The organism is Gammaproteobacteria bacterium (genome assembly GCA_041395725.1).
Classification (GTDB): Bacteria; Pseudomonadota; Gammaproteobacteria; order Pseudomonadales; family Pseudohongiellaceae; genus NORP240.
Map to the genome: position 1 here is coordinate 4975516 of JAWKZW010000001.1, position 24926 is coordinate 5000441.

A 24926-nucleotide genomic window follows, 5' to 3' on the forward strand; every position below is an offset into this window, starting at 1 on the left:
GATTGGCTCCAGCGGTTTGTGTAGAGGCTTATATTGACCGATTCAATGGTGTATTGTGAGTTTCTCAACGGCCTGGGCCGTAACCTGATAGATAATGAGGCCCGATCATGCGTGCTGATCGTTTGTTGCTTGGACTCTCCATGCTTTTTGCCGGTGCCGTCAATGGCGCCGAGCAATCGACCGACCCCCGGACTGAAATCGCCACGGTGCTGGACGCCTACCATGCGGCAGCGGCCGACGGCGACTGGGCCCGTTATTTCGACCTGATGAGTGATGACGGCGTTTTCCTGGGGACCGATGCCGGTGAGCGCTGGCCCAAGGCGGAGTTCCAGGCCTATGCCCAATCCCGCAGCGGCTGGGTCTACCGGCCCCTGGAGCGACATCTGAACCTGACCCCGGACGGCAACAGCGCCTGGTTCGACGAACTGCTGGACAGTGCGAATTTCGGCACAGCAAGAGGCACAGGAGTGCTGATCAGAACGGCGGCCGGCTGGAAGATTTCCCAGTACAACCTGACCCTGCCCATTCCCAACGCACTGATCCGTGATATAACCGACACCATCAAGAACTTTGAATCCGCTGGCACACAGTAACCGCTGCCAGCCTGAAACTGACCAGGCAATCTGACCATGAGTGAACTGAAACAGAAAATAGCACTGTTTATCGATGCCGATAATGCGCCGGCCGGGAAATTTGATGCAGTCCTCAGCGAAGTTGCCAAGTACGGCGTGGTCACCATTCGCAAGGCCTATGGAAACTGGAAGTCACCCACCTTGAAAAAATGGGAGGAACTTCTACACGAATACGCCATTCAACCCATCCAGCAATACGACCTGACCAAGGGAAAAAACGCGTCGGACATTGCCCTGGTCATCGACGCTCTGGACGTCATGTACACCAAGGATATCGATGTCATGTGCTTCGTTTCTTCCGACTGCGACTTTACGCCGTTGGTGACCCGGGTTCTGGCCGAGGGAAAAGTGGTGCTGGGGTTTGGTGAACGCAAGACCCCTTCCCCGTTCGTGAACGCCTGTTCGCGGTTTCTCTATCTGGACGAGGAGAAAAAGGCGGCCAAGGTCAATACCCGGCCCAGGAGTGTCAAGTCAGATTCCAGACTCATCAACCTGTTACGGGCCGCCATCGAAGCCAACGAAGATGACGAGGGCTGGGCAGCACTCGGCCCGGTAGGATCGCACATCTCCAACCAGTCTTCCTTTGACAGCAGAAATTACGGATTCAAAAACCTCAGCAGCCTGCTGAAAGCCATCGATCTGTTTGAGATAAAGCGTGGCCCTGGCAATTCCTATCTGGTCCGGGATGCGCGAAAAAAATAACCTGCACTGAAGTATCTACGTTATATCCCTGTGGCGAAGTTGATAAGAATATCAAGCGACGGGCTGCGATTGCCTGCCCCGGAAACGGAGACTCGCTGTCAGCCCGGCCTTTAAAACTGAAGGCTTTTTTGTTATACTTCGCGCCTCGCCTTTTGACACAAACTCAGCCTGACTGTCGGCGGTTCTGGAACGATAATCAGTTATCACCCCGGGATACCGCGAAGAAATCAGGTTTTAACCCCCTGATTCTAACTGCTGCACTACGTACCAGCAGCAGTTCTGACGCGCAGCCTGCGTCTATGGAGCAGCGCCGGCAGTTATTAGCCATGCTGACAGTCCTTATTATCAGTACCGGCATAGCGCGCAACTGAATCACCGGTTTTTACAGGAGACCCATGTCTACGGACAAACCACGCAGACTCTACATTGCCCTCATCAGCATCCACGGTCTGATCCGAGGCACCAATCTGGAACTCGGTCGTGACGCCGACACCGGCGGCCAGACCAAATACGTTGTAGAACTGGCACGCGCTCTCGGTGAACTGGAAGAAGTGGAGCAGGTCGATCTGATTACCCGCCGGATTGTGGATGCCGACATAAGCCCGGATTATGCCCGCCAGATCGAACCTCTTTCCGAGCATGCCCGCATCGTACGCCTGAACGCCGGGCCTGACGCCTACATTCCAAAGGAGTTGCTGTGGGATTTCATCGAGAATTTTGCCGACAACACCCTTGATTGGTTTCAGCAGCAGTCTCGTATGCCCCATCTGATTCATTCTCACTATGCAGACGCCGGGCAGGTAGGGGTGATGCTGAGCAACCTGACGGGAATCCCACTGGTCCACACTGGCCACTCCCTGGGCAGGGACAAGCGACGCCGTCTGCTGGCGACGGGAATGACCCTGGATGAAATAGACCGCGTTTACAACATGTACCGGCGTATCGAAGCCGAGGAAGACGTTCTGGCTACCGCCGATCTGCTCATCACCAGCACCCAGAATGAAATTGAAGATCAATACGAAATTTACGACTATTACAACCCGGACAGCATGACAGTGATTCCGCCGGGCGTCGATCTGGACAAATTTCATCCCCCCGTCCTGGGCGAATCGCCACCCGCCGTGGCCAGGGACATCCGCAGATTCCTGGACGAACCCGACAAGCCCATGATCCTTGCCCTGTCCCGACCGGATGCCCGCAAGAATGTCTCTACCCTGCTGGATGCCTTCGGGGAATCCGAACGTCTGCAGTCACTGGCAAACCTGGTGATAATCGTCGGCAATCGCGATGATATTCGAACGATGGAAGAAGGCGCCCGGACAGTTCTGACCGAACTGCTGGTTTCGGTCGATTACCATGACCTGTACGGAAAAATCGCCATTCCCAAGCATCACGAGTCAGATGAAGTACCTGGTATTTATCGACTGGCAGCCAGATCCGGCGGTGTTTTTGTCAACCCGGCACTGACCGAACCATTCGGGTTGACCATTCTTGAAGCATCGGCCAGCGGGGTCCCCGTCGTTGCGACTGAAAACGGTGGCCCGGTGGATATCATTAAAAACTGTGAAAACGGAATTCTGATAGACCCGCTCAACAAGGCCGCCATGACAGAGGCGTTGATCAAACTGCTGGAGGAAAATTTCACCTGGCGGCAGTGCTCCACCAACGGCCTTGACAACATCCCCAGATTTTATTCCTGGGCCGCCCATGCGAAAACCTATCTGGCGCGAATCGATCCACTGCTCGATAAAGTCCCGCTGCTGCCCAAGATCCCCAAAACCAGACGCCCGATGGAGAAGCACAACAAGGCCATCTTTACGGACATTGACCAGAATCTGCTGGGTGATGTGGATGCGCTGGCAGACTTTCGCAACTTTCTGAAAGAACACCGCAGCACCACAACCTTTGGCATCACCACGGCCCGGCGTCTTGACTCAGCCCTCACGGCGCTGAAGCAGTACGATATCCCCATGCCGGATATTCTGATCACCAGCCTGGGGACTGAGATCTACTACGCTCCCAAATTGACACCAAGCACAAACTGGCAGAATCACGTGGATCATCTCTGGAACCGCAGGAATATTCTCCGCTTGCTGGATGGCTTGCCGGGCCTTACGCTGCAGGAAGCCGATCAGCAGAGTGATTTTAAGCTGTCCTATGTGCTCGACACGAAAGCGGCTGAGACACCGTCGGTACATGACATTCATACTCTGCTTCGCAAGGGTGAGCATTCCGTAAACGTGATTTTTTCTTTCGGGAGATATATCGACATTGTCCCGATTCGAGCCTCAAAGGGGCTGGCTCTGCGCTATATTTCCTCGCTGTGGCATATCCCCCTGAATCACATCCTGGTGGCCGGAGGCTCGGGAGCCGACGAAGATATAATGCGTGGTAACACTCTTGCCGTGGTGGTTGCCAATCGGCAGGAGGAAGAATTGTCGGACCTGATTGATATAGACCGCATTTATTTTACCCAGAAGCCCTATGCCAGCGGCATTCTCGAGGCAATCGAGCACTACGATTTCCTCAACATCTGACCGGCACATCATTCATGACTTCTCGCTATCTGCTCTGTACCGACCTCGATCGCACGCTGATTCCAAACGGATCTCAGCCGGAGTCACCCCTGGCGCGAGAACTTTTCCGGCGGCTCGTTGGGAGACCGGAATTACAACTGGCCTATGTCAGTGGGCGCAGTCTTGCACTGGTGCAGGAAGCCATTGACAGCTGGCAATTACCCTGCCCGGATTTTATTCTCGGCGATGTAGGAACCAGCATTTTTGCCGCCTCCACCGCCCTCGAGGCGGTGACGGAAGTAAAGCAGCCTTCAATGGACAGCGAAACAGACAGCGAAAGCCTTAAATGGCACCGCTGGGAGAGTTGGGACAGGGAGATCGCGCCGGACTGGAAGGGCAGATCAGGCCAGGACATCGCCGGACTGCTTAATGACATTCCCGAGCTTGAATTACAGGAAGCCCATAAACAGAGCACCTTCAAGTCAAGTTATTATGTGGCGCTGGGCATTGATGTAGAAGAACTGCTCGATACACTGCGGAGCATTCTGTCCCGGGCGGACATTGAAGCGAGTCTGATCTGGAGCGTCGACGAAGCCGCCGCGACCGGCCTGCTCGATATACTGCCAGCCTGCGCCACCAAGAAACATGCCATCGATTTCCTTATAGAAAACCAGCAATTTGAACTGGCCGATACCGTGTTTGCCGGTGATAGCGGCAACGACCTGCCGGTTCTTACCAGCCCCATTCATTCGGTACTGGTTGCCAATGCCAGCCCTGCTGTGCGGGAAGCCGCCCTGCAGGAAGCCGCCCTAAGCGGGCATTCCGATGCACTGTATATTGCGCAGGGTGGGTACCTCAACATGAATGGCAATTACGGCGCAGGAATCATCGAGGGTTTCGTGCACTACATTCCGGAAGCAGAACAATGGTTACAGGAGGAGTCACGATGACAGCCAGGCCCGTTCTGTTCGGCGAAATTCTCTACGACCATTTTCCGGATGGCCAGGCTGTGCTCGGCGGCGCCCCCTTCAATGTAGCCTGGCACTTGCAGGCCTTTGGTGCCGCACCGCTGATACTTTCCCGCATCGGAGACGACGGGCCAGGCCAGCGGGCAATCAAAACCATGCAGGCATGGGGCATGACTACAGAGGGGGTCCAGATCGACGGGGATCACCCCACCGGCATGGTGAATATTACCCTGACTGGCACTGAACCCAGTTACGACATTGTCGAGCACCAGGCCTATGACTATATAGACCGCAGGCAGCTGCCTGCCCTGGATGAGCACAGCATCCTTTACCATGGCAGCCTCGCCTGCCGCGGAGAAGACTCAAGAACCGCCCTCGACTACCTGAGTTCCCGGCAGGCACTTCCTCGCTTCGTGGATATCAACCTGCGAAAACCACACTACAATCCAACCGAGATTCTCGAATTGATACAAGGAGCAACCTGGCTGAAGCTTAACGAAGCCGAATTTCTGGAAGTCTTTGCAAGCACGCCGGATTCTGCGCAGGCCATCGCAGTGCGCATGGATGATCTTGATCTGAAAACTTTGGTAATAACGCGAGGCGAGCACGGTGCCGAAGTAATAACCAGCAATGGATCAAAGTGCACCGTAAAACCTGCCCGACTAACGAACGTGAAAGACAGTGTCGGCGCTGGCGACGCTTTTAGCAGCGTGCTGTTGCTGGGGCAGGTAAAAGGATGGGATCTGGAGCAGACTCTTTGCCGGGCGCATGATTTCGCCGAGGCAATCCTGGGGATACGCGGCGCCACCCTGAACGACATGGATTTTTATCGCTCATTCAAATTAAGCTGGGGGCTCAAAGGAAACTGATGTACGAACAGGTATCCCATTCAATACTGAACCGGATCCTGAGCCGGCTGTCTCCCGAACTGGAAGAAAAAGACCTGCTTACTTTCTACATTCGGCTCGGGGCAAATTTTTATGCCATCCATAACCTGTTCAGCACTCTCTATGGCGAACGGGAAGATTTCGAACTGCAGCTCACCAACCTGGTGGAGAGACTTGCCAGGCGCTACCTGGACCGTCCCGCCTCCCTGAAGAAGCTTGATGCCGAAAGAGAACATGACTACACCTGGTTCCTGAGCCAGAAATGGGTCGGCATGGCCCTTTATTGCAACGGTTTCGCCGGAAACCTCCAGGGACTGAAACAAAAACTGGGTTATTTTGAAGAGCTGGGAGTAAACCTGGTTCATATAATGCCGATGCTGGAATGTCCGGAAAAAAACAGCGACGGCGGGTATGCCGTCAGTAATTTCCGGCAGCTTGATAAACGGGCTGGCAGCCTGGAAGACCTGGCTGAAGTTACCGAAGAACTGGCAGACCGGGATATGCTGCTGGTCCTTGACGTGGTCGTAAACCATACCTCCAATGAACACCAGTGGGCACGTCTCGCCAGGCAGGGAAACCCGAAGTATCAGGATTATTTCTACCTCTATGACAACCGGGATATACCGGATCAGTTTGAAGAGACGATGCTGGAAGTTTTCCCGACCACCTCGCCCGGAAACTTTACCTGGGATGAGGAAATGCACAAGTGGGTGATGACCGTCTTTCATGACTACCAGTGGGATCTGGATTACCACAACCCCGAAGTATTCATCGAAATGATCGACATCATTATCTACTGGGCCAACAAAGGCGCCGATATCATTCGGCTGGATGCCGTGGCATTTCTGTGGAAACGCCTTGGGACTACCTGCCAGAACCAGCGGGAAGCACACCTGCTGCTGCAACTGATGAAGGACTGCTGCCAGGTCACGGCGCCGGGAGTACTGTTTATCGCCGAAGCCATCGTCGCCCCCAGTGAAATCAATAAGTATTTCGGCGAAGACGCCGTCATCGCCAAAGAGTGTGAAATCGCTTACAACGCCACCTTCATGGCCCTGCTCTGGGATGCGATCGCGACAAAGAACTGCAAACTGCTCAACCAGGCTATCGCCAACCTGCCCATTAAACTCGATCAGGCCACCTGGCTGAACTATGTGCGCTGTCATGACGACATCGGGCTCGGGTTCGCGGACGCCGACATCATCCAGGCGGGATACGACCCCGGACCCCACCGGAAATTTCTGGTGGACTTTTATACCGGCCAGTTTCCCGACTCACCGGCCAGGGGAATGCCGTTTGCAAAGAACGAAAAAACTGGTGATGCCCGCATATCCGGTTCCCTGGCTTCTCTCGCCGGTCTGGAAAGCGCCCTTGAGACCAACGATGACGAGCGGATTGAGGCCGCGATCAGGCGGATTCTCCTTCTACACAGCCTGATCCTGTCCTTCGGTGGCATTCCGCTGCTGTACTACGGCGACGAACTGGCCTGCATAAACAATTACAAGAGCCTGGAAGACCCGGAAATCGGCTACGACAACCGCTGGATACACCGGCCGACCATCGACTGGCAGCAGGCAGCACAAAGGTTGCAGCCGGGCAGTGTGGAGTACAGGGTATATGAAAACCTGAAGCGAATGATCGCAGTACGCAAGGAAACCGATGCCTTTGCCGACTTCAACAATCGGGAATTACTGGACACCGGCAATCAACATTTATTTGCCTTTGTTCGCTACCGGGCTGATATTCCCAATGCCAACGTCCTGGTAATCACAAATTTCGACTCCTCCATGCAGGGAGTGAGCTGTGAATACTTACGCCAGCAGGGATTCCCGATGCCGGAGCGACTGACAGATCTGGTAACCGGCACAACTCCGGATATTCGGAATGGCGAATTGATGCTTCCAGGTTGTGAATTTGTCTGGCTGACTCAGACCTGAAAACGTTACGGTACCTGGTAACAGCACACTTACCCAATGCGCGGCAATAATGCCGGAGTCACAGGCTGTTGAAAACGTTATGAGTGCAGCATAGACGAATTAAACACTGGCGAATCAGTGCAGTTCAGTGAGCATTCTGACCCGGTTTTTAACGCAGCATTCACAATGCGCAACAGTTTTTCAACAGCCTGCAAGCTAATTACGGCGGAATCGGAAGATGCTGCCTTTGTATTTTCCCGGCTCGGTAACCGGCAGAATGTCATCCAGGCGAGTGCAGACGAACCCCAACTCCTGCATGCGGAACCTGAACTTTGCGCTATGCCCCCGATTGGCATCGATCAGGATGAATTCACAGTTAGGCTTGGTCGTTTGCTGGAGAAACAGGGTCAGGCATTTCGCATGCTGGCGTTCATACAGCAGATCACTGCCGATGATCAGATCAAATAAACCGAGATGCCTGCCAGGCGTGTCTTCCCAGGCAGTACGAAAGAATGGAATATGCCGGCCGTTGTTCAGCTGGGTATTATGTTGCAGGTTGTCGCCGCTGGTCGGGTGAATATCCGTCGCGGATATGTCAGCCAGGCGCTCATTGAGTACCAGGCTGGCAAGCCCGATTCCACAACCTACTTCGAGGATACGCCGGTTTTCCATCGGGTAATCCGCCATCAGGCGGGCCAGTACTTCTTCGGAGGGCCAGACCATACCGGCGATCGGCCAACTGGCCGACGAGATCCCCAACAGCTCTGCCTCCCCCAGGTCATCGCTGAACTGCATGCGATCCCTCAGGGAACGAAAGTGAATGTCATGTGCACCAAATTCCATGGTCTGATAGCGATAGCGTAGTGCGGACAAGGCTCACCTCTTGGGAAAGGGGCACAGAAGGTCGCCTGCAATAGACCATCAATCGGCACCGGTAATCAGCAATCCGACGCCAGGCCTGGTCCTGCACAGAGCATTGACCAGGGCGCTACGTCGATCCGATCCTTCGGAATTGAATGCCCAGGGACCCGATGTGACGGGTCCGCGAACGATTCTCTGGAAAGTCAGTGTTTTGTAATGAGTGGTTCGATTTTGCGCTTGATCAGCGACTCGATCGCCCTCAGCTGTTTTCTCTCATCGCTGGAAACCAGGGAAATAGCCTGACCGCTGGCCCCGGCACGGCCGGTACGACCGATACGATGCACATAGTCTTCCGGCACCTGAGGCAGATCAAAATTCACCACCAGGGTCAACAGCTCTATATCGATTCCCCGCGCAGCGATGTCGGTAGCCACCAGCACCTGTACCTTATTGCGCTTGAATTCATCCAGTGCCCTGGTGCGCTGAGCCTGACTCTTGTTGCCATGTATCGCGGTGGCAGAGATCGAGTCCCGGGCCAGGCGTTTCACCAGTTTGTTGGCACCGTGCTTGGTACGGCTGAAAACCAGCACCTGCTCGCGGGTATCCATGATCAGGTCTGCCAGAAGGTCAGCCTTGTGCTCCTTCTCAACCCAGCACAGTTTCTGTGTAATGGCTTCCACGGTTGAATTGCGTGGCGCCACATCAATCTCGATAGGATTGCGGCAGATCGAGCCGGCCAGCTGGCGAATCTCCTTGGAGAACGTGGCAGAAAACATCAGGTTCTGGCGGCGACTGGGAATAAGCTTGAGTATCTTTCGAATATCCCGGATAAAGCCCATGTCCAGCATCCGGTCGGCCTCATCCAGCACCAGTACCTCGATATCGTCAAAGCGGATGGCATTCTGCTGGTACAGGTCCAGCAGACGACCCGGGGTCGCAACCAGCACATCCACGCCGTGGCGCAGAACCCGCAGCTGCGGGTTGATATTGACGCCACCGAACACAACGGCGGACTTCAGTTGTTCGTGTTGCCCATAGGTGAGAATACTTTCATGCACCTGAGCGGCCAGTTCCCGCGTGGGCGTGAGGATCAGCGCCCGCGCCCGGCCGGCGCCGGGCCTTGGGCCAGAGCCCAGTTTTTGCAGAAGGGGTAAAACAAAACCTGCTGTCTTGCCGGTGCCGGTCTGGGCAGCCGCCATGACATCGCCACCAGTCAGTATCGCCGGTATGGCCTGAACCTGGATTGGTGTCGGGGTCGTGTAACCTGTGTGCGCAACAGCGCGCAGCAGTGATTCGGATAAACCGAGGGTAGTAAAAGTCATCTGATTCTCTTAAAAACGTGTGTAATGATTTTGCAGACAGGACAGCGCTCACTCCCGTTCTGGAAGCGGCAATTGCTGGCTACGAATAAGTGTGATGCCCGGCCAACTCGCGACCAGGTGCACGGGTGTGCAATCGATAGATAATGTTCGGAATTCGACACCGCTGAATCGCGACGGCAAAATCAGAAGTCAGGCGAAGACTGTAAGTCTCAGAGAACCGCGATTAAAGGATCGAGGCAAAATGACCTTTAGCTATGGAGTATGCACTCGATTACAGACAAATTGCCTTTGTCCGCAATCTTGGCGGCATAGTAACACAGATCTACAGAGTTAGCTCCTATACTTTCTCGCGCCGGCAGGGAAACCCGGGTATCAGTCCGCAAGTACGACACTGACTCTCTGGTCCAGTGGATAGACCGGCGGGCCATACTGATTGTAGACAGCAACATCGGCGGCATCGCGCCCGTAGCCGATCGCGACATAACCCCCTTTGCGCTCCGCATGGGTCGCATCAAACGTATACCAGTGCCCGCCAACGTAGGCCTCGAACCAGGCGTGCAGATCCATGGGCTCCAGGCCGTATCGATAGCCGACGACCAGTCGCGCCGGGATAGTCAGGGCGCGACACAGGGCAATGCCAAGGTGGGAAAGATCCCGGCAGACACCGGACTGTTTGAGATTGACCTCGACCGCGGAGATCGGGAAATTGCTGCTGCCTGGCTCATAGCGTATAAAGCTGCGCAGCCAGCTCTCAATGGCTGCGACCTGGTCATATCCCAGCAGCTGACCGCCAGTAATGTCGAACGCCATCTGACCGAACCGGTCCGACTCACAGTAACGGCTGGGAAGTAGGTAACCCAATACGGCATCAGGGAGGTTCTGCACTTCAATAAACGGTGCCCCCGGAGCCTCCTCGAGAACTTCCGGCGTATCCACTTCCGCTGCGGTTGAGACTGAGAAGTTACCGACCGGGGCAACCACCCGCTGACACAGGTTGCCGAAGCCATCCGTGAATTCAAACATTGGAACGCGGGGCGAAAGCCGGTATTCCTCCTGCGTGATCCACTGCCGGTAGCCACTGCGCGGCCGCAACATCAGCACAAAAACTGTCGGTTCGGGTATCTCGAAAGTCAGCTCACAACTGGTACGCAATAGCATGTCTATCGTCCGCTTGAATGTAGTAAAAAATATCCATGAACCTGGCTGAAAAGGTGCTTGCTTCAGCAAAACACCACTAAAAGCCTCACCAGTTCAGCCGCTGCGCCGAACACCAGCCCCAATGACCGGAGCTTACAGGAATCCGGTCAGTCTTTAGGCTCGGTAAGAGTCAGTAAAATATCGGAATACCAGGCACAATTGAGACCCAGCGCCTCGTCCAGCACCACATCCCGCGTTCCCAGATCCATGCGGGCAGAGTGTATGCCCAATAATTGCCATGGAAGATCATCCGATGAGGCACTGGAATTGATACGCATAACTACCGGCGCACCGCTGGTACCCCGGTGTGTTCGCGCATCCGTGAGAAAGAATCCCTCGCCCTGAAAGCGCAGCCCGAACGACGAGGCTATCACGGCGTGACGTACCACCGGCAGATGGTGAAGACCATCATGGAAGCCGAGGGGGAACCCTACAATCAGCATCGCAGACCCCACCTCTATCTCGCCCGGCGAGCCAGGCAGATGCTCGGGAGTAAACGCCCGGTAATGGGTATTAACCGGCATTTTTGCCCGATCGATTTCGATAGCTGCGACATCGACCTCACCAGATGAATCGCGGCCCTGGGTCCAGATACCCTTGCCATCGCGATAAAGCGGAATTGAGTAGGTTGTCGACTTGGCAAGGTTTGCCGGGTCATCGTGCAGCTCTATCTCAATCCGATCCGGGTGGTGCCCACTCGGTTCATCAATCACGACATGCCGACTCGTTACCAGGAACAATCGCCCCTGGTTTTCAAAAAAGAACCCGGTGGCGTTAGTCAGAGAACGACTCTGCTTGAAAGTGAGGATTCTGGCCGTAGTGAGCAGAATGGAATCACTCGCCATGGACCGGGAGGATACACTTTGATCCATTTCATTGCTCATAAGTTGGTTTTTTGCCTGTAGAGTGAATTAATTTTGCTGTCTGCCTCCGTGTAAGTAAGCTGGCGGGTTAACCAGCAACTAAAGGCCAGGCCAGCTGTCCCTGGTTGCCGCCGCTTTGATAACTTCCCTGTTCTCCGCCGATCCGGGTGGCTCCGACTCACCGAAAATGGCACGAATCCAATGCCCGTCTGTGGGATTGGGGAACAGCACGTACTGGCTGCCAAAGCGTGAGCTGTCCTGCTCCATCAGTGCCAGTCGTTCGTCGACATCGGTGACGTAGTAGCGCCTGGAAAAATCGTTCAGATTATCACCCAGCATGACCACCACCTCGTGAGTCTGGCGGATTTCATCCTGGATCACTTCCTTGTTGGAAGACTCCCGCAAAACAGTCAGGTGTCCAGCATCCGCATAGGGAAAGCCGGCACTGACCAGGTTGTCCAGCGCCAGCGCGTAAGTATCATCGCCCTGGTCGCGACTGGTGACATAAAACACCTCGACGTCATTTTCGGCACAGTAGCGCAGAAATGCCAACGCACCAGGACTCGCTGCAGCACGATTCGAGCGCACCCACTGATCCCAGGTACTGTCGTCGAAAAAATCCTGCCCCGCCGCCAGCAGAAATCCCCAGTAGGCATGGGACAACAGCAAAGTGTCGTCGACATCCGCGATGACGGCCAGGGGCTTGTCGCTCCGGCTGCGGCCGGCGATGGCGGCTGCAACGTGGAGCCTGGCAATATTGAAGCCCTGATGATAGAGAGCCCGGTATTCGGCCGCGGTTTGCTTCCAGGCTACCGCGTAGGTCAGGTTGTTGACTGCGGCCGGATCATCACCCGATTCCTGTGCCCGACTCTGAACACCGAAGAGAAGTAAAATTGCTGATAAAAATAAATAGATGGCACGCATGTCACTCATTGTTCCGCTTGTGCTGACAAACCCTGGGGGATCTCAGATTACTTACCACAAAGCGCTGTGGTAACCTGCCATGGGAACCCATGGGCTCCAGGGAAGCTCCGATTAGTTACCAAATGCCCTGGTAATTAATCAGAGCCTCCTTAGGCAAACTATAGCGCATTTTCCGTCGATCTGGTTATTCTGTCGGGACCCGACTACACTCTTCGACTGAATCATCCCCGTGACGGGTCGAATACTCAGATGCAGCCTCCCGACATCACCGACCTTCTTCCTGACGTGCGCGACGGCCTGAACCGCAAGGAACGGACAATCCTTTACGTGCTGAAGAAAACCCAGGAGGAACTGCAGGGGCGCAACGTGCCCACTATCATGCTCTATGGTCGGGTCGTGGAGCACATCGACATGAGTCAGGAAGAGTTCCAGGCCATTCTCAACCGGCTGGTAGGCCTGACCCGGTCCACTGACATGTAGCCTGAAAAATCGGGGCAGGTCTATTTTTCTAAAAACCAAGCAGTTCTATTCTATTCCCGGCCAGCGGATTCCCCTCAAAATCCGTAATCCTATCCGGGACGGCTCTGAACTCCCTATCTGGTGGCAGCCGGTCAGAACCCCATTACCCTGCCCTATTGCCTGGCGAACTTCTGGATGCGCCGGTTGATCACATCAGAGATATAGGCGTTGCCTTCCCGGTCCAGGGTCAGCGCATGGGCTTCGCCAAACTGACCGTTTTCCCGGCCGGGCCTGCCTATGGCACCCATCACCGTGCCGTCACTGGCCAGACGGGCAAACTGGCCATCGAAGCCGGTAGTGATGTAAAGGTGGCCATCATCGTGCAGGTACATGGCACAGACCATGGCATCGAAATTCCACACCCCCAGCAGGTTGCCCTCGGTGTCGAACCGGTGGATCCGCATGTTCTCCCGGTCCGCCACATGCACGATATCGTCTTCATCAATTTCGATGGCGTGCGCCACGGTAAACTGGCCGGCGTCGTAGCCACGGCTTCCCCACTGTGTAACAAAAGTGCCGTCCGGACCGAACTTCAGCACCCGGGGCTCGCCCGGCCCGTGCCCCTGGGCAACGTAAATATTGCCGGCCGAATCGATCGCTACATCATTGGGCTGATCAAACAGATGGTCGCCGGCCGCCTCGTTCCACTCACCGTTCTGTCCCCTGGTTCCCAGGGTCATCAACACATTGCCGTCGCGGTCAAGTTTCATCACCAGGTGGTCTGAGACGTCCGTGGCCCAGATACTGTCATCCGCAGTGATATGCAGCCCATGGGCCCTCCGGAACAGACCCTGCTGGCCAAAGGAACGAACAAAATCGCCGTTACCGTCAAATTCCAGAAACGGGGTACTGCCGCGACTGAAGACCACCAGGTTACCGCGATTATTCACCGCCACCCCGGCATAGGATTCGCCCGCGAACTCATCAGGCATGGCGAACGCCTCCTCGTACTCGATGGGGACGTACTCGGTCAGCGTGTAGGCCTGCAGCGGAAATAGCTGGCGATTGGGGCGTTGAGCCTGTGCTGTCAGTGGCATGGCCAACACCAGCAATATCAGACAGGATGTGTTAATTATTCTCATTGTTTTTCTCCTGTGGGCTGGGGAAACTCGGTTGGAAACTCTGATTGGTTACCGTATCGTCCAGCAATACTGAAGCAGAGGTCAAACAGTGTAACAAAGCCCGGAGCCAGGACCAGGCTTTTTATTAGCGGAACCTGCCACCGGTATCAGGCTAACGGCTGGCGCTGGAGACTGGCAGGTGCGGCATACTGTTCCGGCAAAGGGTGACCGCCTGCGCGGCGGCTCTGAAAGACGCACTAACGGCCCTTGAAAATCGAGCCAAGAATACCCCGCGCCAGGGAACGCCCTGCCCGACTGCCGATGCTGCGCACCATACTTTTAGCAAAAGCCTCCATCAGACCCTGTCTTTGCCGGCCACGGGCGACCGGTCTGGGCGTGCCCAGCTTCCTGGAGCGGACCTGACGATGCTGATCGGCCTCCCGGGCTGCTTCTTCGGCACGCTGCTGCAGCAATTCGAAGGCAGAACTGCGATCGAACGACTCCTCATAAACTCCCAGGCAGGGACTGTCGGCAATAACCGCCTGTCTCTCGGCCCTGGTGGCCGGCCCGATCCTGGACACCGGCGGCTTGATAAAAGTGCGCTCTACCACGGACGGCGCGCCATTGCCTTGCAGCGTGGAAACCAGCGCCTCCCCCACTCCCAGCTCGCTGATCGCCTGCCGAACCGAAAACCCCGGATTGGCACGAAAAGTTTCCGCCGCAACCCGCACCGCTTTCTGCTCCCGAGGCGTATAGGCCCGCAGGGCGTGCTGGAAGCGATTCGCCAGTTGCGCCAGCACCCGATCCGGCACATCACCCGGGCTCTGCGTAATGAAATACACCCCTACGCCCTTGGAACGAATCAGCCGCACGACCTGCTCGACTTTATCCACCAGGGCCGCGGGCGCGTTCTTGAACATCAGGTGTGCCTCATCAAAAAACAGCACCAGCCTGGGTTTCTCCGGATCACCGATCTCCGGCAGATTCTCAAACAGCTCGGACAGGAGCCACAACAGAACCGTCCCATAGACATCCGGTTCCTGGTAAAGCTTGTCAGCCACCAGCACGTTGACATAGCCCCTGCCCTCTGCGTCCCGGCGCATCAGATCGCCGAGGTCCAGCATCGGCTCCCCAAAAAAGTGTTTGGCGCCACTGCGTTCCAGCATCAGCAGACGTCGCTGAATCGCCCCGATGGACGCGGCCGACACATTGCCATAAAGCGTACGAAGTTCGGCGGCGCGCTCACCCACATGCTGCAGCATGGACCGCAGATCTTTGAGATCCAGCAACAACAGGCCCTGATCGTCGGCAACGGCGAAGGCGATATTCAGGATGCCTTCCTGGGTATCATTGAGGTTAAGCAGACGGGCCAGCAGCAGCGGACCCATATCGGTGATTGTCGCCCGCACCGGATGGCCTGCCTTGCCATACACATCCCAGAAGATGGTCGGGCAACCCTGCCATGCGTCGGTGGGCAAACCAAGCAGTTCGAGCCGCTCGGTGATCTTTGGATGCACCTTACCGGGCTGGCTGATGCCTGATACATCGCCCTTCACGTCACAGAGAAAAACCGGCACCCCCTGGTTGGAAAAGCTTTCCGCCAGGGCCTGCAGGGTCACCGTTTTGCCGGTGCCGGTAGCGCCGGCTATCAGGCCATGCCGGTTGGCCCGCTTCAGATTGAGCTGGATTGCCCTGACCGCCGCCTGGTCTGGGTCAGAGGATTTCACATAACCGATATCGATAGTCTGCTGGCTCATTGGTTCTTCGTTCTCCGCGACTGACAGGCTGCGCTTCCGGATTTGCACTGGTCTGCTGATATCCGGCAGAATTGGCGCTCCGCTCCGGGCAATTATACAGGCAATACTCATGCGCAAGTTGAAAATACCCCATGCTCTGCTGGTGCTGTTGACCAGCTGGTCCCTCGGCAGTTTTGCTCAGCCAGATAGTGTTGAGCAGGCAATGATCGCCTACATCGACAACACCAATGACGCCGCGGAACAACTGCTGATAGACAGCATCAACATCAACAGCGGCACCATGAACTTCGACGGTGTGCGGCAGGTGGGGCAACTGTTTCAAACGGAGTTCGAAGCCCTGGGGTTCGACGTCCGCTGGGAAGACGGCGCGCCATTCGGGCGGGCGGGTCACCTGATTGCCGAACACCATGGTGGCGGTGAAGGACCGAAGCTGCTGCTGATCGGCCACCTGGATACGGTATTCGAACCCGACAGTCCATTTCAGACTTTCACCCGGATTGATGCCGACCATGCCACCGGCCCCGGCATAGCCGACATGAAAGGTGGCATCGTCATTATTCTGCAGGCCTTGGGAGCCCTGCGGGAAACCGACGCGCTGGCACCGATGGAAATCCTGGTGGTGCTGACCGGCGATGAGGAACTGAGCGGCGACCCGCTGACCTTGAGCAAAAAGGCACTTATCGACGGGGCCGAGTGGGCGGATTTCGCTCTGGGCTTTGAAAACGGCGACGGCAACCCGGCCACCGCCAATATCTCCCGGCGTGGATCCTCCGGCTGGACACTGGAGGTGACTGGCACACCCGCCCATTCTTCCCAGGTATTCCGGGAAGACATCGGCCCCGGTGCCATTTATGAAACGGCCCGGATTCTCACCCTGTTCCTGCAGAACCTGCAGCAGGAAGAAAACCTGACTTTCAATCCCGGCCGCATTATCGGCGGCACGGATATAAGCTTCGATGACGGCAGCAGCAGCGGGACCGCCTTCGGCAAGAACAACGTGGTCGCCGAGTATGCCCGGGTAACCGGTGACCTGCGCGCCGTGTCGCTGGAGCAGCTGGAGCGGGCACGGGCTACCATGCGCGCCATCGTGGCGGACAACTTCCCCCATACCAGCGCGACTATCAGCTTCAGCGACGGTTATCCGCCCCTGGCGCCGACCGACGGCAACGCATTGCTGCTGGATGTTTACAGCCGGGTGAGTCTCGATCTGGGACTGGGATCAGTGGCAGCCGTCAATCCGCGGATGGCCGGCGCGGCGGATGTATCGTTCACCGCCGGACTGGTAGAGCGGGCAATCGACGGGCTTGGCATGAGCGGCTCAGCCGGACACACGGTCAATGAAACCGGCCAGCTGTCAGCCCTGCCGAATCAGTCGAAACGGGCGGCACTGCTGCTCTACCGCCTTTATCAGTAAGCGGTAAGCAGTCAGTCGCCGGTTTTTCAGTCAGTGTACTCAGCGTAGGCCCGCTGCAGCCAGTCGGCGGTACTGTCGTTAGCCGGCGCGTAACCGGCAGCCGGTGCACTGTCCAGCATTTGCTGCGGCGTCAGCCCCTGCACTTTGGCACGCACCAGATTGCCGCGGATCACCACCAGCATATCGCGAAACGCGCGCAGGTCGGCGCGACTCGATAACTGGCCATGGCCGGGAATCAGAATCGTGTCGTCGTTAATGACCCCGTCAATTTTCCACAGAGCATCGATCATACCGTCCAGCGTGCCACCGTTGGCCTGATCGATAAACGGCAGACCGTAGCGTACGAACATGTCACCGGTGTGCATGATGTTGCTGTCTCGAAAATAGACCTGCACGTCCCCGTCGGTGTGACCGTCACCGGTGTTAAGCAGGTCGACGGCGTTGCCGTTGAAATAGAAGCGCATCGCGTCGAAAAAGGTGATTGTGGGCAACCCCACCGGGTCATAGGGTTCCTGCACCCGGCCGCTGGCCAGCACCTGGGTGGCCTCCATACGCCGGCGGGCGTTGTCCTGTGCAACTATATAAGCACCAGCACGACCGAAATTTTCGTTACCGTCAGTGTGGTCGTAGTGGAAATGGGTATTGACGACGAATGCCACCTCGCGGTCGCTCAGCCCGGCGATGGCGTTAACTATCTTGTCAGTCAGGGGAGCGAATTGATCGTCGACAAGAAAGACACCGTCATCACCAACAGAGACGCCGATATTGCCGCCACTGCCCTGCAGCATGTAGACCCCGTCCCGCACTGGTGTCACGGTAATCTGCACCGCATCGAAATCCTGGGCCTGTCCCGCAACCGGCGCCAGGCACAGGACCATCGGCAGGATACCCAGGCGCAGTCTCCAGCGCTGGAACACGGTCCGGGTGAGGCTGGAAACAGCTTTCATACTGTTATTATTTTTCATAGAGTACTCCAATGGCTTGGTTGAACCGCCTCCTACTCTAGCCCGAGCCTGCGCAAAGGAACAGTTTAAATTTCCAGCCGGGGTTGCACACCCGCCAGCCTGGCCAGGCCCGGCTGGTGTCCGCTCTCCACTGATCAACTTGCGTGTCAGTGTTCATGCTTGGGGCTCAAGACTGAACCGGTTGAGGAGCAAGCCGATTCAAACCAGGGAAATCGACGTGAATAAAAAGACTTTTTTTGAGGATTTCGAAGTTGGCTCCACTGACGAGTTCGGCCACTACACGGTGACGCGGGATGAAATCATCGCATTTGCCAGTCGCTATGATCCGCAACCTTTCCATCTGTCCGAGGAAGCCGGCAGGGCAACCCACTTCGGCGGCCTCTGTGCCTCAGGCTGGCAGACCGGCGCCATGGCCATGCGTATGATAGTGGACAACATGCCGCCTGAGGGTTCCGGGTCATTAGGCTCTCCCGGCCTCGATGAGCTACGTTGGCTGAAGCCTGTATTCCCCGGTGACACCCTGCGAATCAAAAGCACCGTACTTGACCGCAGGGAATCCCGCTCAAGACCGGATATGGGGCTGCTGTTCCTGGAGAACCAGGTAATCAACCAGCACGATGAGGTCGTAATGAGCTTCAAGCCAACCGTGATGTACCGACGCCGGCAGGGCTAAACTGAACTGATAGTCCATGGCCTTTTTAACCCGAAGTCTCGGCAGTTCTCTCAGCCATTCAATTGATTGATAGTTTGAGGCAAGTTGGTATAGTCCTGACCATACCTGTTTACCAAGGGTAAACAGCTGCGTTCACCTGACACACTGCAGATTTCGAACCTGAGGATCAAAAATGTTCAGCCATATTATGCTCGGCGCCAACGATGTCGAGAAATCCAAGGCCTTCTACGATGCCACGCTGGGCGCACTGGGCCACAAGCCAGGGGTGATTGATGAGAAGGGACGCTGTTTTTACCTGACCGAAGCGGGGATTTTTGCCCTCACCCGCCCACTCAACGGGGAACCTGCCTGTCACGGTAATGGCAGCACCATCGGATTCAGTGCCGCCAGCACTGAAGCAGCCGATGCCTGGCATGCCGCGGGCCTGGCCAACGGCGGAACCACCTGCGAGGATCCGCCGGGCATCAGGGAAGGCAGAACCGGCAAACTGTATCTGGCCTACCTGCGCGACCCGGACGGCAACAAGCTCTGCGCCCTGCATCGGATCAAGGGCTGAACCAGATCAAGCATTCCCTCCTGGCCAGAAAACGCCCCAGTGCCGGACACTGTCTGGTACTGGCCGCTACGCTGGCTCTGAGCCGCTGTGCTGCCCCGCTACCCGAAGGCACGGACATGATCACCTGGTACGCGGTGAATCCCGGTGGCACACTGCGCATCGTTCTCTACGATCTGGTGTGCGATCGGCAATGCGCCAACCTCAGGCTCTCCAGTCGCCAGGAGACCGCCATTGAAACCTGTGCAGACGCGGAGGGGGTTGCCAGTGTGCGGTATCGCCCCCACGGCTATGCCAGCCGGGTAGAAGGCTGGACTTACAACTCTGTCAGACGCAACCAGCGCGTCTACATACAGTAGATTCCAATATCCCTTCAACCCTGCTAGAGTCCCCGACATGCAGACTCCTACCTCCACACTGCTCCGCAAAGCCGCCGTTTTTCTAGCACCGTACAAGAAGCAGATGGCCCTGGCCCTGCTGGCGCTGGTGGTGACATCCGGACTGACCCTGGGCCTGGTGCAGTATGTGCGTATTATCGTGGATACCGGGTTCGCAGCCGGCTCAACAAGCTCTCTCAACACGGCGGTGGCCGGCTTCATCATTGTGGCGATCCTGCAGGCAGTGGGCACGTTCACCCGCTTCTACTGGGTATCCTGGCTGGGCGAGCGGGTTACCGCCGATATCCGTAAAGCAGTGTTCAACCACATCATCGATCTCCACCCGGGGTATTTCGAAGCCAACCTCAGTGGTGAAATTTCTTCCCGCATCACCACCGACACCACGCTGATTCAATCGGTGATTGGCTCCTCTGCCTCCATCGCCCTGCGCAATCTCCTGATGCTGATCGGCGGCGTGGCCTTGCTGTTTATTACCAATCCCCGGCTGACCAGCGTGGTACTCGTCTGCATTCCATTGGTAGTGGGCCCGATTCTCTATTTTGGCCGCAAGGTGCGGCGCCTTTCCCGCAGCAGCCAGGACGAGGTTGCCAATGTCGGGGCCTACGTGGGCGAAAGTATTCTGCAGATAAAGACCGTGCAGGCCTTCAATCATCAGCAGCATGACGACCGCCTGTTCAGTGAACACGTGGAGAAAGCCTTTGTAGTAGCGAAAAGTCGTATCTGGATGCGCTCGGTGCTGATAGCCATGGTCACCACCCTGGTATTCGGTGCTCTCGGCGCCATGATCTGGGTAGGCGGGCAGGATGTCATCAGCGGCCGCATGTCCGCCGGTGAGTTGACGGCGTTCGTCGCCTATGCCGTGCTGGTGGCTGCCGCCGTGGGCGCCATCAGCCAGGTGATCAGCGAACTGCAGCGGGCCGCCGGCGCCCTGGAACGGTTGATGGAGTTACTGGAAGCCGAGAACGAAATCACCGCGCCGGAACATCCGCAGCATCTGGCTGATGATTTCAAAGGCCTGCTGGAAGTCGACGCCGTGCGCTTCTGCTACCCGACCCGACCCGATACCCCGGCCCTCGACGAAGTCACCCTGACTATCAACCCCGCTGAAAGCGTCGCGCTGGTAGGCCCGTCCGGGGCCGGCAAATCCACTCTGTTCGACCTGATCCTGCGCTTCTATGATCCGCAAGTCGGCAGCATTCGCCTTGACGGCATCAATATAAGAGACCTGGATCCTGTGGAGCTGCGCCGCCATATTGCCATCGTTTCCCAGCAACCGACCATGTTTACCGGTAATGTTTGGGACAATATCCGCTACGGCAGACCGGACGCCACAAATGAAGAGGTCTATGCCGCCGCCGAGGCAGCCTTTGCCGATGACTTCATCCGCAAACTGCCGGAGGGGTATGACAGCCATCTGGGAGAATCCGGCATTCGCCTGTCCGGTGGACAGCGGCAGCGCATTGCCATCGCCAGGGCAATCCTCAAAGATCCCGAGATCCTGCTGCTGGACGAGGCCACCAGCGCACTGGATGCCGAAAGTGAACGGAAGGTTCAGATGGCCCTGGAGAAGTTGATGGCGAATCGCACCTCACTGGTCATCGCCCACCGACTGGCCACGGTCATGAATGTCGATCGTATTGTAGTGATGGACAGCGGCAGAGTGATCGACCAGGGCAGTCACCGGGAACTGCTGGCAAGCTGCCCTCTCTACGCCAAGCTGGCCCGCCTGCAATTCTCCGAAGGCCGCGCCGCCTGAGGCTGCAATCAAGCGGCATGCAGCGCTGGTTTTAAGGTTCTCCCCACAACTTATTCAACACGTCCAGCTCACGCCGGCCTTTTTCCCTGTCAGGCTGTGCCAGCATCATCAATGCCAGTTTTTTGGGATTCAGATGAGGGTTGTATTGGCGGGCCCTGGCAATATATTTGGGTGCTTCTTCCGGTTGCCCAAGCAGCACCAGTTCGATAGCCGCAATCACATTGGCATAACCGTAGGCCGGGAACGCCAGTATCTCCGCCTTGACCAGCGGCAGTGCCGTTTCGTAATTGCCGGCCAGGTGCTCCACCAGGGCAAGATACCAGGGCTGAATATTCGCCATCCCCGCCTCCGGGGCTATCTCCATGGCGCGCTCGATCGCGCGCCGCCCGTCGTCGTAGCGCCCGACATAGGCGTAGGCCTGGCCGATGGATAATAGCGCCTCGGCGCTGGCAGGGTTGCGCTTCAGAACCGCTTCCAGGGTTTCGATAGCACGCGCCTGCAGGCCACCGTAATTTTCCGCAGCACCGATCCAGACCAGCGCGTACAGGTCATCGCCTGCCAGGGATTTCGCCAGCCGCAGGTGTCTCTTGGCTTTCTCCAGCAAGGCCACAAACTCTTCGTCCGTGTACATGCCATTGACCAGCAGAGCATTGCAGGCCCAGCTCAGCATGGCATGGGCCAGGCTGGATTCCGGCGCCAGCTCCAGAGCCTTCTCCAGGTTGGTGAGATTCTGTTTGAACACCTCGGGATTGGCAGCGGTCTGTTGCCCGGATGCGACGGCCGAACGCATGCAATAGCCCCATACCCCCAGCTGTTCTTCCGGTAATCGCTGGGCCCGGGCTGTCTCGGCGGTAATCAGATGAGCGAACAGGCTGCCGGCGATCCTGGCGACAAACTCATCGTAATCTTCTTCGACAGATTCAGTGGAGGCATCAAAGTTCTTAGCCCAGATCGTTGTGCCGGAGTCTGTCTCGATGAACTGCACACCAATCCGCAGGCGCGACCCCAGTTTACGGATACTGCCCTCCACCACGTAGCGCACCTCAAGGTCCCTGCCGATATCCCGTACCCCGGCGGACTGTTCACTGAACGCGATCGTTGCGGCCCGGGCAGCGACCCGAATGTGCCGGTTTGCCGACAATGCCGTTATGATGTCTTCGGTCAGGCCGTCGCCAAGAAACTCAATATCAGGATCGGATGAACGCAAGGTGAAGGGCAGGATGGCGATGCCAGGCCGATCTGAACCGGCCGGCACGTCACCCGCTGCCGGGCTGCTGGCCACGGTCGCCGGCGCGGCACTACCGGCATCCTGCCAAAGAGCTTCCAGGGCCTCATACTCGCGAGCCCCCTTGTCGCGGTCCGGTTGTCCGAAAATCATGTGGCGCAGCTTGGCCGGCTGCAACTGCGGGTTGTGCTCCTTCGCTTGCGCAATATAACTGCTGGCCAGCGGCTCATTGCCGATGAAAAAGGCGCAAAGCCCGGCAATAATATTCGCGTAACCGTAAGCCGGCTCATCACGAACCTTGCGCTCCAGATGCGCAGCGGCCACTTCGTAGTCGCCCTGTACATAGTAAATCTGGCCGCGGACCCAGTCGTAATAATGGGAATAGCCTTTCTCAGGAGCCAGTTCCTCGGCGCGCGCGATAGCCTCCCGGGCCGCATCGTAGTTGGCCAGGTAAATATTACTCATGCTGGCAATGTACCAGGCCTCCGCACTGGCCGGATTGCGTCCCAGCACCTGGTTCAGGTGGTAAAGCGATCGCTCCTGCATGCCGGCGAAATTTTCCGTGGCCGCAATATAGGTAAGGGTCAACAGGTCATCCTGAACCAGCTCTCTAGCCAGGGCGAAATGAGTCTTTGCCTTCTGCAACAGCGCATCATATTCAGCGTCTTCGTAGAGCCCATTGAGAATCGCCGAATTGCAGGCCCAGGCCATGAGTGCGTTGGCCAACGGATAATCCGGAGCGAGCTCGATCGCCCGGTCCAGGTCAACAATCACCCGCTGCCAGCCATCAAGCGACCCGGCACCGCGTCCGATGGATATGGCGGCCCGCTGACAATACTCCCAGGGGCCCAGGGTTTCGGGCGGGGCATGGGTGGCGCGCTCGGCCTCCGCCGCATATAACTGGGTAAACAGATTTCCGACCATCCGTTCCAGGATGGCATCGGACGAAGTCAGCAGTTCATCCAGCGGGGCATCAAACTTTTTCGCCCACACATGCGCGCCAGTCGTCGCTTCGATCAGCTGAATGGTGACACGACACTGATTGCCCATTTTGCGGATGCTGCCCTCTACCACATAGCGCGCATTGAGCAGCCTGCCCACCTCCCGGATATCAGCAGATCTGCCTTTGAAAGCGAAGGAAGAGGTGCGAGCGGCTACGGACAGATGCCGATTACTGGACAGCGAGGTGAGCATGTCCTCGGTCAGGCCGTCAGCCAGAAATTCGATTTCCGCATCGGTGGACATATTAACCAGCGGCAGCACCGCGATCCCGGGTCTGGAATCGGAGCTGCCCTCCTGATTTCTCACGCCTGGCAGCGGTTCCTCACCACCAGGTGAAGTTGAGGCAGACCTTTCCGGTATCCTGCCTGCTGGTCTGGTTTCCAGGTCCTGTTCAACAACTCCGACACTGCAGGGCGGCCCCAGAGAGCTGACCAGCTGCTGAAAGCCACTGTCCTGATCCGTACCGTCCCAGGCGGAAAAGTCCAACGCATGAAGCTGACGAAACCCGAGGGGGGGAGCTGTGCCATCCAGAGAGATTGGCAGCAGTTTTCGCTCCGTACGGGCATACTCGGCCTCGTCCCGAACCCAGTGCGAGATCACGGAGCTGCTTGACCACGCCACAATCACGATGGCTGCCGCCATCAGCTCGGTTTCGATCAGTTGGGAAAACTCGGCGCCTCCGCTGATATTGCGATCCCACCAGACTGAATATCCTGTTCCGGTCAGGGCGCTGGCAAGGTTCTCCATCCGGGCTCTGTCGTCCCGTGCGTAGGAAATGAAAATGTCAGCCAACTTACCCTGCTCCCTCAACCTGC

Annotated in this window: 21 protein-coding genes; 12 read left to right on the forward strand and 9 right to left on the reverse strand. The window is 56.9% G+C overall.

Annotation, left to right across the window (positions count from 1 at the left end; genetic code table 11):
* Positions 1 to 107 precede the first annotated feature (107 nt).
* The 6 genes from R3F50_21930 (at position 108) to R3F50_21955 (ending at position 7642) form a co-directional block, all read left to right on the forward strand.
* The gene (locus R3F50_21930; protein MEZ5492946.1) at positions 108 to 593 is read left to right on the forward strand and encodes a nuclear transport factor 2 family protein; all 486 of its coding nucleotides are present in this window, start codon (positions 108 to 110) and stop codon (positions 591 to 593) included.
* 36 nt (positions 594 to 629) lie between these two features.
* Entirely contained in the window at positions 630 to 1334 is a 705-nt protein-coding gene (locus tag R3F50_21935; GenBank protein ID MEZ5492947.1) for an NYN domain-containing protein, read from the forward strand.
* A 395-nt stretch (positions 1335 to 1729) separates the two neighbouring features.
* Positions 1730 to 3871 carry an HAD family hydrolase gene (locus R3F50_21940; GenBank protein MEZ5492948.1) on the forward strand — a complete coding sequence of 714 codons (2142 nt, stop codon included), beginning with the start codon at positions 1730 to 1732 and terminating at the stop codon, positions 3869 to 3871.
* 14 nt (positions 3872 to 3885) lie between these two features.
* On the forward strand, positions 3886 to 4800 hold the full coding sequence (locus tag R3F50_21945; GenBank protein ID MEZ5492949.1) for an HAD-IIB family hydrolase: 915 nt from the start codon (positions 3886 to 3888) through the stop codon (positions 4798 to 4800).
* Positions 4797 to 5687 carry a PfkB family carbohydrate kinase gene (locus R3F50_21950; GenBank protein MEZ5492950.1) on the forward strand — a complete coding sequence of 297 codons (891 nt, stop codon included), beginning with the start codon at positions 4797 to 4799 and terminating at the stop codon, positions 5685 to 5687. The genes R3F50_21945 and R3F50_21950 overlap by 4 nt, the downstream gene beginning before the upstream one ends.
* Positions 5687 to 7642, forward strand: coding sequence for an alpha-amylase family protein (locus tag R3F50_21955; GenBank protein MEZ5492951.1), 1956 nt, complete (start codon positions 5687 to 5689; stop codon positions 7640 to 7642). The genes R3F50_21950 and R3F50_21955 overlap by 1 nt, the downstream gene beginning before the upstream one ends.
* Positions 7643 to 7837: 195 nt before the next feature.
* On the opposite strand, the gene R3F50_21960 is transcribed toward R3F50_21955, so the two are convergent.
* The 5 genes from R3F50_21960 to R3F50_21980 form a co-directional block, all read right to left on the reverse strand.
* The gene (locus R3F50_21960) at positions 7838 to 8494 is read right to left on the reverse strand and encodes a histidine kinase (GenBank protein ID MEZ5492952.1); all 657 of its coding nucleotides are present in this window, start codon (positions 8492 to 8494) and stop codon (positions 7838 to 7840) included.
* 191 nt (positions 8495 to 8685) lie between these two features.
* A complete protein-coding gene (locus tag R3F50_21965; protein ID MEZ5492953.1) occupies positions 8686 to 9804 on the reverse strand; it encodes a DEAD/DEAH box helicase in 1119 nt (372 codons plus the stop codon).
* Positions 9805 to 10176: 372 nt separating this feature from the next.
* Positions 10177 to 10962 carry a transglutaminase family protein gene (locus R3F50_21970; GenBank protein ID MEZ5492954.1) on the reverse strand — a complete coding sequence of 262 codons (786 nt, stop codon included), beginning with the start codon at positions 10960 to 10962 and terminating at the stop codon, positions 10177 to 10179.
* Between the two features lie 146 nt (positions 10963 to 11108).
* Positions 11109 to 11885, reverse strand: a complete 777-nt coding sequence (locus R3F50_21975) for a serine protease (protein MEZ5492955.1) — start codon at positions 11883 to 11885, stop codon at positions 11109 to 11111.
* Between the two features lie 78 nt (positions 11886 to 11963).
* On the reverse strand, positions 11964 to 12797 hold the full coding sequence (locus tag R3F50_21980; GenBank protein ID MEZ5492956.1) for an HAD family acid phosphatase: 834 nt from the start codon (positions 12795 to 12797) through the stop codon (positions 11964 to 11966).
* Between the two features lie 240 nt (positions 12798 to 13037).
* Between R3F50_21980 and R3F50_21985 the strand changes: the two genes are divergently transcribed.
* Positions 13038 to 13268: a hypothetical protein gene (locus tag R3F50_21985; protein MEZ5492957.1), complete on the forward strand. Its 231-nt coding sequence runs from the start codon at positions 13038 to 13040 to the stop codon at positions 13266 to 13268.
* 152 nt (positions 13269 to 13420) lie between these two features.
* Here the strand turns inward: R3F50_21985 and R3F50_21990 are convergent, their stop codons facing one another.
* Complete coding sequence (locus R3F50_21990) at positions 13421 to 14389, reverse strand: peptidyl-alpha-hydroxyglycine alpha-amidating lyase family protein (GenBank protein ID MEZ5492958.1); 969 nt, start codon at positions 14387 to 14389, stop codon at positions 13421 to 13423.
* Between the two features lie 236 nt (positions 14390 to 14625).
* On the reverse strand, positions 14626 to 16125 hold the full coding sequence (locus R3F50_21995) for a helicase HerA-like domain-containing protein (GenBank protein MEZ5492959.1): 1500 nt from the start codon (positions 16123 to 16125) through the stop codon (positions 14626 to 14628).
* Between the two features lie 109 nt (positions 16126 to 16234).
* Between R3F50_21995 and R3F50_22000 the strand changes: the two genes are divergently transcribed.
* Complete coding sequence (locus R3F50_22000) at positions 16235 to 17539, forward strand: M20/M25/M40 family metallo-hydrolase (protein MEZ5492960.1); 1305 nt, start codon at positions 16235 to 16237, stop codon at positions 17537 to 17539.
* 26 nt (positions 17540 to 17565) lie between these two features.
* On the opposite strand, the gene R3F50_22005 is transcribed toward R3F50_22000, so the two are convergent.
* Positions 17566 to 18504, reverse strand: coding sequence for an MBL fold metallo-hydrolase (locus tag R3F50_22005; protein ID MEZ5492961.1), 939 nt, complete (start codon positions 18502 to 18504; stop codon positions 17566 to 17568).
* Positions 18505 to 18721: 217 nt separating this feature from the next.
* Between R3F50_22005 and R3F50_22010 the strand changes: the two genes are divergently transcribed.
* The 4 genes from R3F50_22010 to R3F50_22025 all read left to right on the forward strand — a co-directional run bounded on the left by R3F50_22010 (position 18722) and on the right by R3F50_22025 (position 21884).
* Complete coding sequence (locus tag R3F50_22010; GenBank protein MEZ5492962.1) at positions 18722 to 19177, forward strand: MaoC family dehydratase; 456 nt, start codon at positions 18722 to 18724, stop codon at positions 19175 to 19177.
* 172 nt (positions 19178 to 19349) lie between these two features.
* On the forward strand, positions 19350 to 19733 hold the full coding sequence (locus R3F50_22015; GenBank protein ID MEZ5492963.1) for a VOC family protein: 384 nt from the start codon (positions 19350 to 19352) through the stop codon (positions 19731 to 19733).
* A 116-nt stretch (positions 19734 to 19849) separates the two neighbouring features.
* The gene (locus R3F50_22020; GenBank protein MEZ5492964.1) at positions 19850 to 20089 is read left to right on the forward strand and encodes a hypothetical protein; all 240 of its coding nucleotides are present in this window, start codon (positions 19850 to 19852) and stop codon (positions 20087 to 20089) included.
* A 37-nt stretch (positions 20090 to 20126) separates the two neighbouring features.
* Positions 20127 to 21884, forward strand: coding sequence for an ABC transporter transmembrane domain-containing protein (locus R3F50_22025; GenBank protein ID MEZ5492965.1), 1758 nt, complete (start codon positions 20127 to 20129; stop codon positions 21882 to 21884).
* 31 nt (positions 21885 to 21915) lie between these two features.
* Here R3F50_22025 and R3F50_22030 read toward each other — a convergent pair whose 3' ends face one another.
* A complete protein-coding gene (locus tag R3F50_22030; GenBank protein MEZ5492966.1) occupies positions 21916 to 24903 on the reverse strand; it encodes a TIR domain-containing protein in 2988 nt (995 codons plus the stop codon).
* Positions 24904 to 24926: the final 23 nt, after the last annotated feature.

Coding starts and splice junctions, on each gene's coding strand:
- R3F50_21935 (MEZ5492947.1), top strand. CDS start 630: ATGAGTGAACTGAAACAGAAAATAGCACTGTTTATCGATGCCGATAAT.
- R3F50_21970 (MEZ5492954.1), bottom strand. CDS start 10,962: ATGCTATTGCGTACCAGTTGTGAGCTGACTTTCGAGATACCCGAACCG.
- R3F50_21975 (MEZ5492955.1), bottom strand. CDS start 11,885: ATGAGCAATGAAATGGATCAAAGTGTATCCTCCCGGTCCATGGCGAGT.
- R3F50_21930 (MEZ5492946.1), top strand. CDS start 108: ATGCGTGCTGATCGTTTGTTGCTTGGACTCTCCATGCTTTTTGCCGGT.
- R3F50_21945 (MEZ5492949.1), top strand. CDS start 3,886: ATGACTTCTCGCTATCTGCTCTGTACCGACCTCGATCGCACGCTGATT.
- R3F50_22025 (MEZ5492965.1), top strand. CDS start 20,127: ATGCAGACTCCTACCTCCACACTGCTCCGCAAAGCCGCCGTTTTTCTA.
- R3F50_22015 (MEZ5492963.1), top strand. CDS start 19,350: ATGTTCAGCCATATTATGCTCGGCGCCAACGATGTCGAGAAATCCAAG.
- R3F50_21940 (MEZ5492948.1), top strand. CDS start 1,730: ATGTCTACGGACAAACCACGCAGACTCTACATTGCCCTCATCAGCATC.
- R3F50_21955 (MEZ5492951.1), top strand. CDS start 5,687: ATGTACGAACAGGTATCCCATTCAATACTGAACCGGATCCTGAGCCGG.
- R3F50_21995 (MEZ5492959.1), bottom strand. CDS start 16,125: ATGAGCCAGCAGACTATCGATATCGGTTATGTGAAATCCTCTGACCCA.
- R3F50_21985 (MEZ5492957.1), top strand. CDS start 13,038: ATGCAGCCTCCCGACATCACCGACCTTCTTCCTGACGTGCGCGACGGC.
- R3F50_21965 (MEZ5492953.1), bottom strand. CDS start 9,804: ATGACTTTTACTACCCTCGGTTTATCCGAATCACTGCTGCGCGCTGTT.
- R3F50_22005 (MEZ5492961.1), bottom strand. CDS start 18,504: ATGAAAAATAATAACAGTATGAAAGCTGTTTCCAGCCTCACCCGGACC.
- R3F50_21980 (MEZ5492956.1), bottom strand. CDS start 12,797: ATGAGTGACATGCGTGCCATCTATTTATTTTTATCAGCAATTTTACTT.
- R3F50_21990 (MEZ5492958.1), bottom strand. CDS start 14,389: ATGAGAATAATTAACACATCCTGTCTGATATTGCTGGTGTTGGCCATG.
- R3F50_22000 (MEZ5492960.1), top strand. CDS start 16,235: ATGCGCAAGTTGAAAATACCCCATGCTCTGCTGGTGCTGTTGACCAGC.
- R3F50_22020 (MEZ5492964.1), top strand. CDS start 19,850: ATGATCACCTGGTACGCGGTGAATCCCGGTGGCACACTGCGCATCGTT.
- R3F50_21950 (MEZ5492950.1), top strand. CDS start 4,797: ATGACAGCCAGGCCCGTTCTGTTCGGCGAAATTCTCTACGACCATTTT.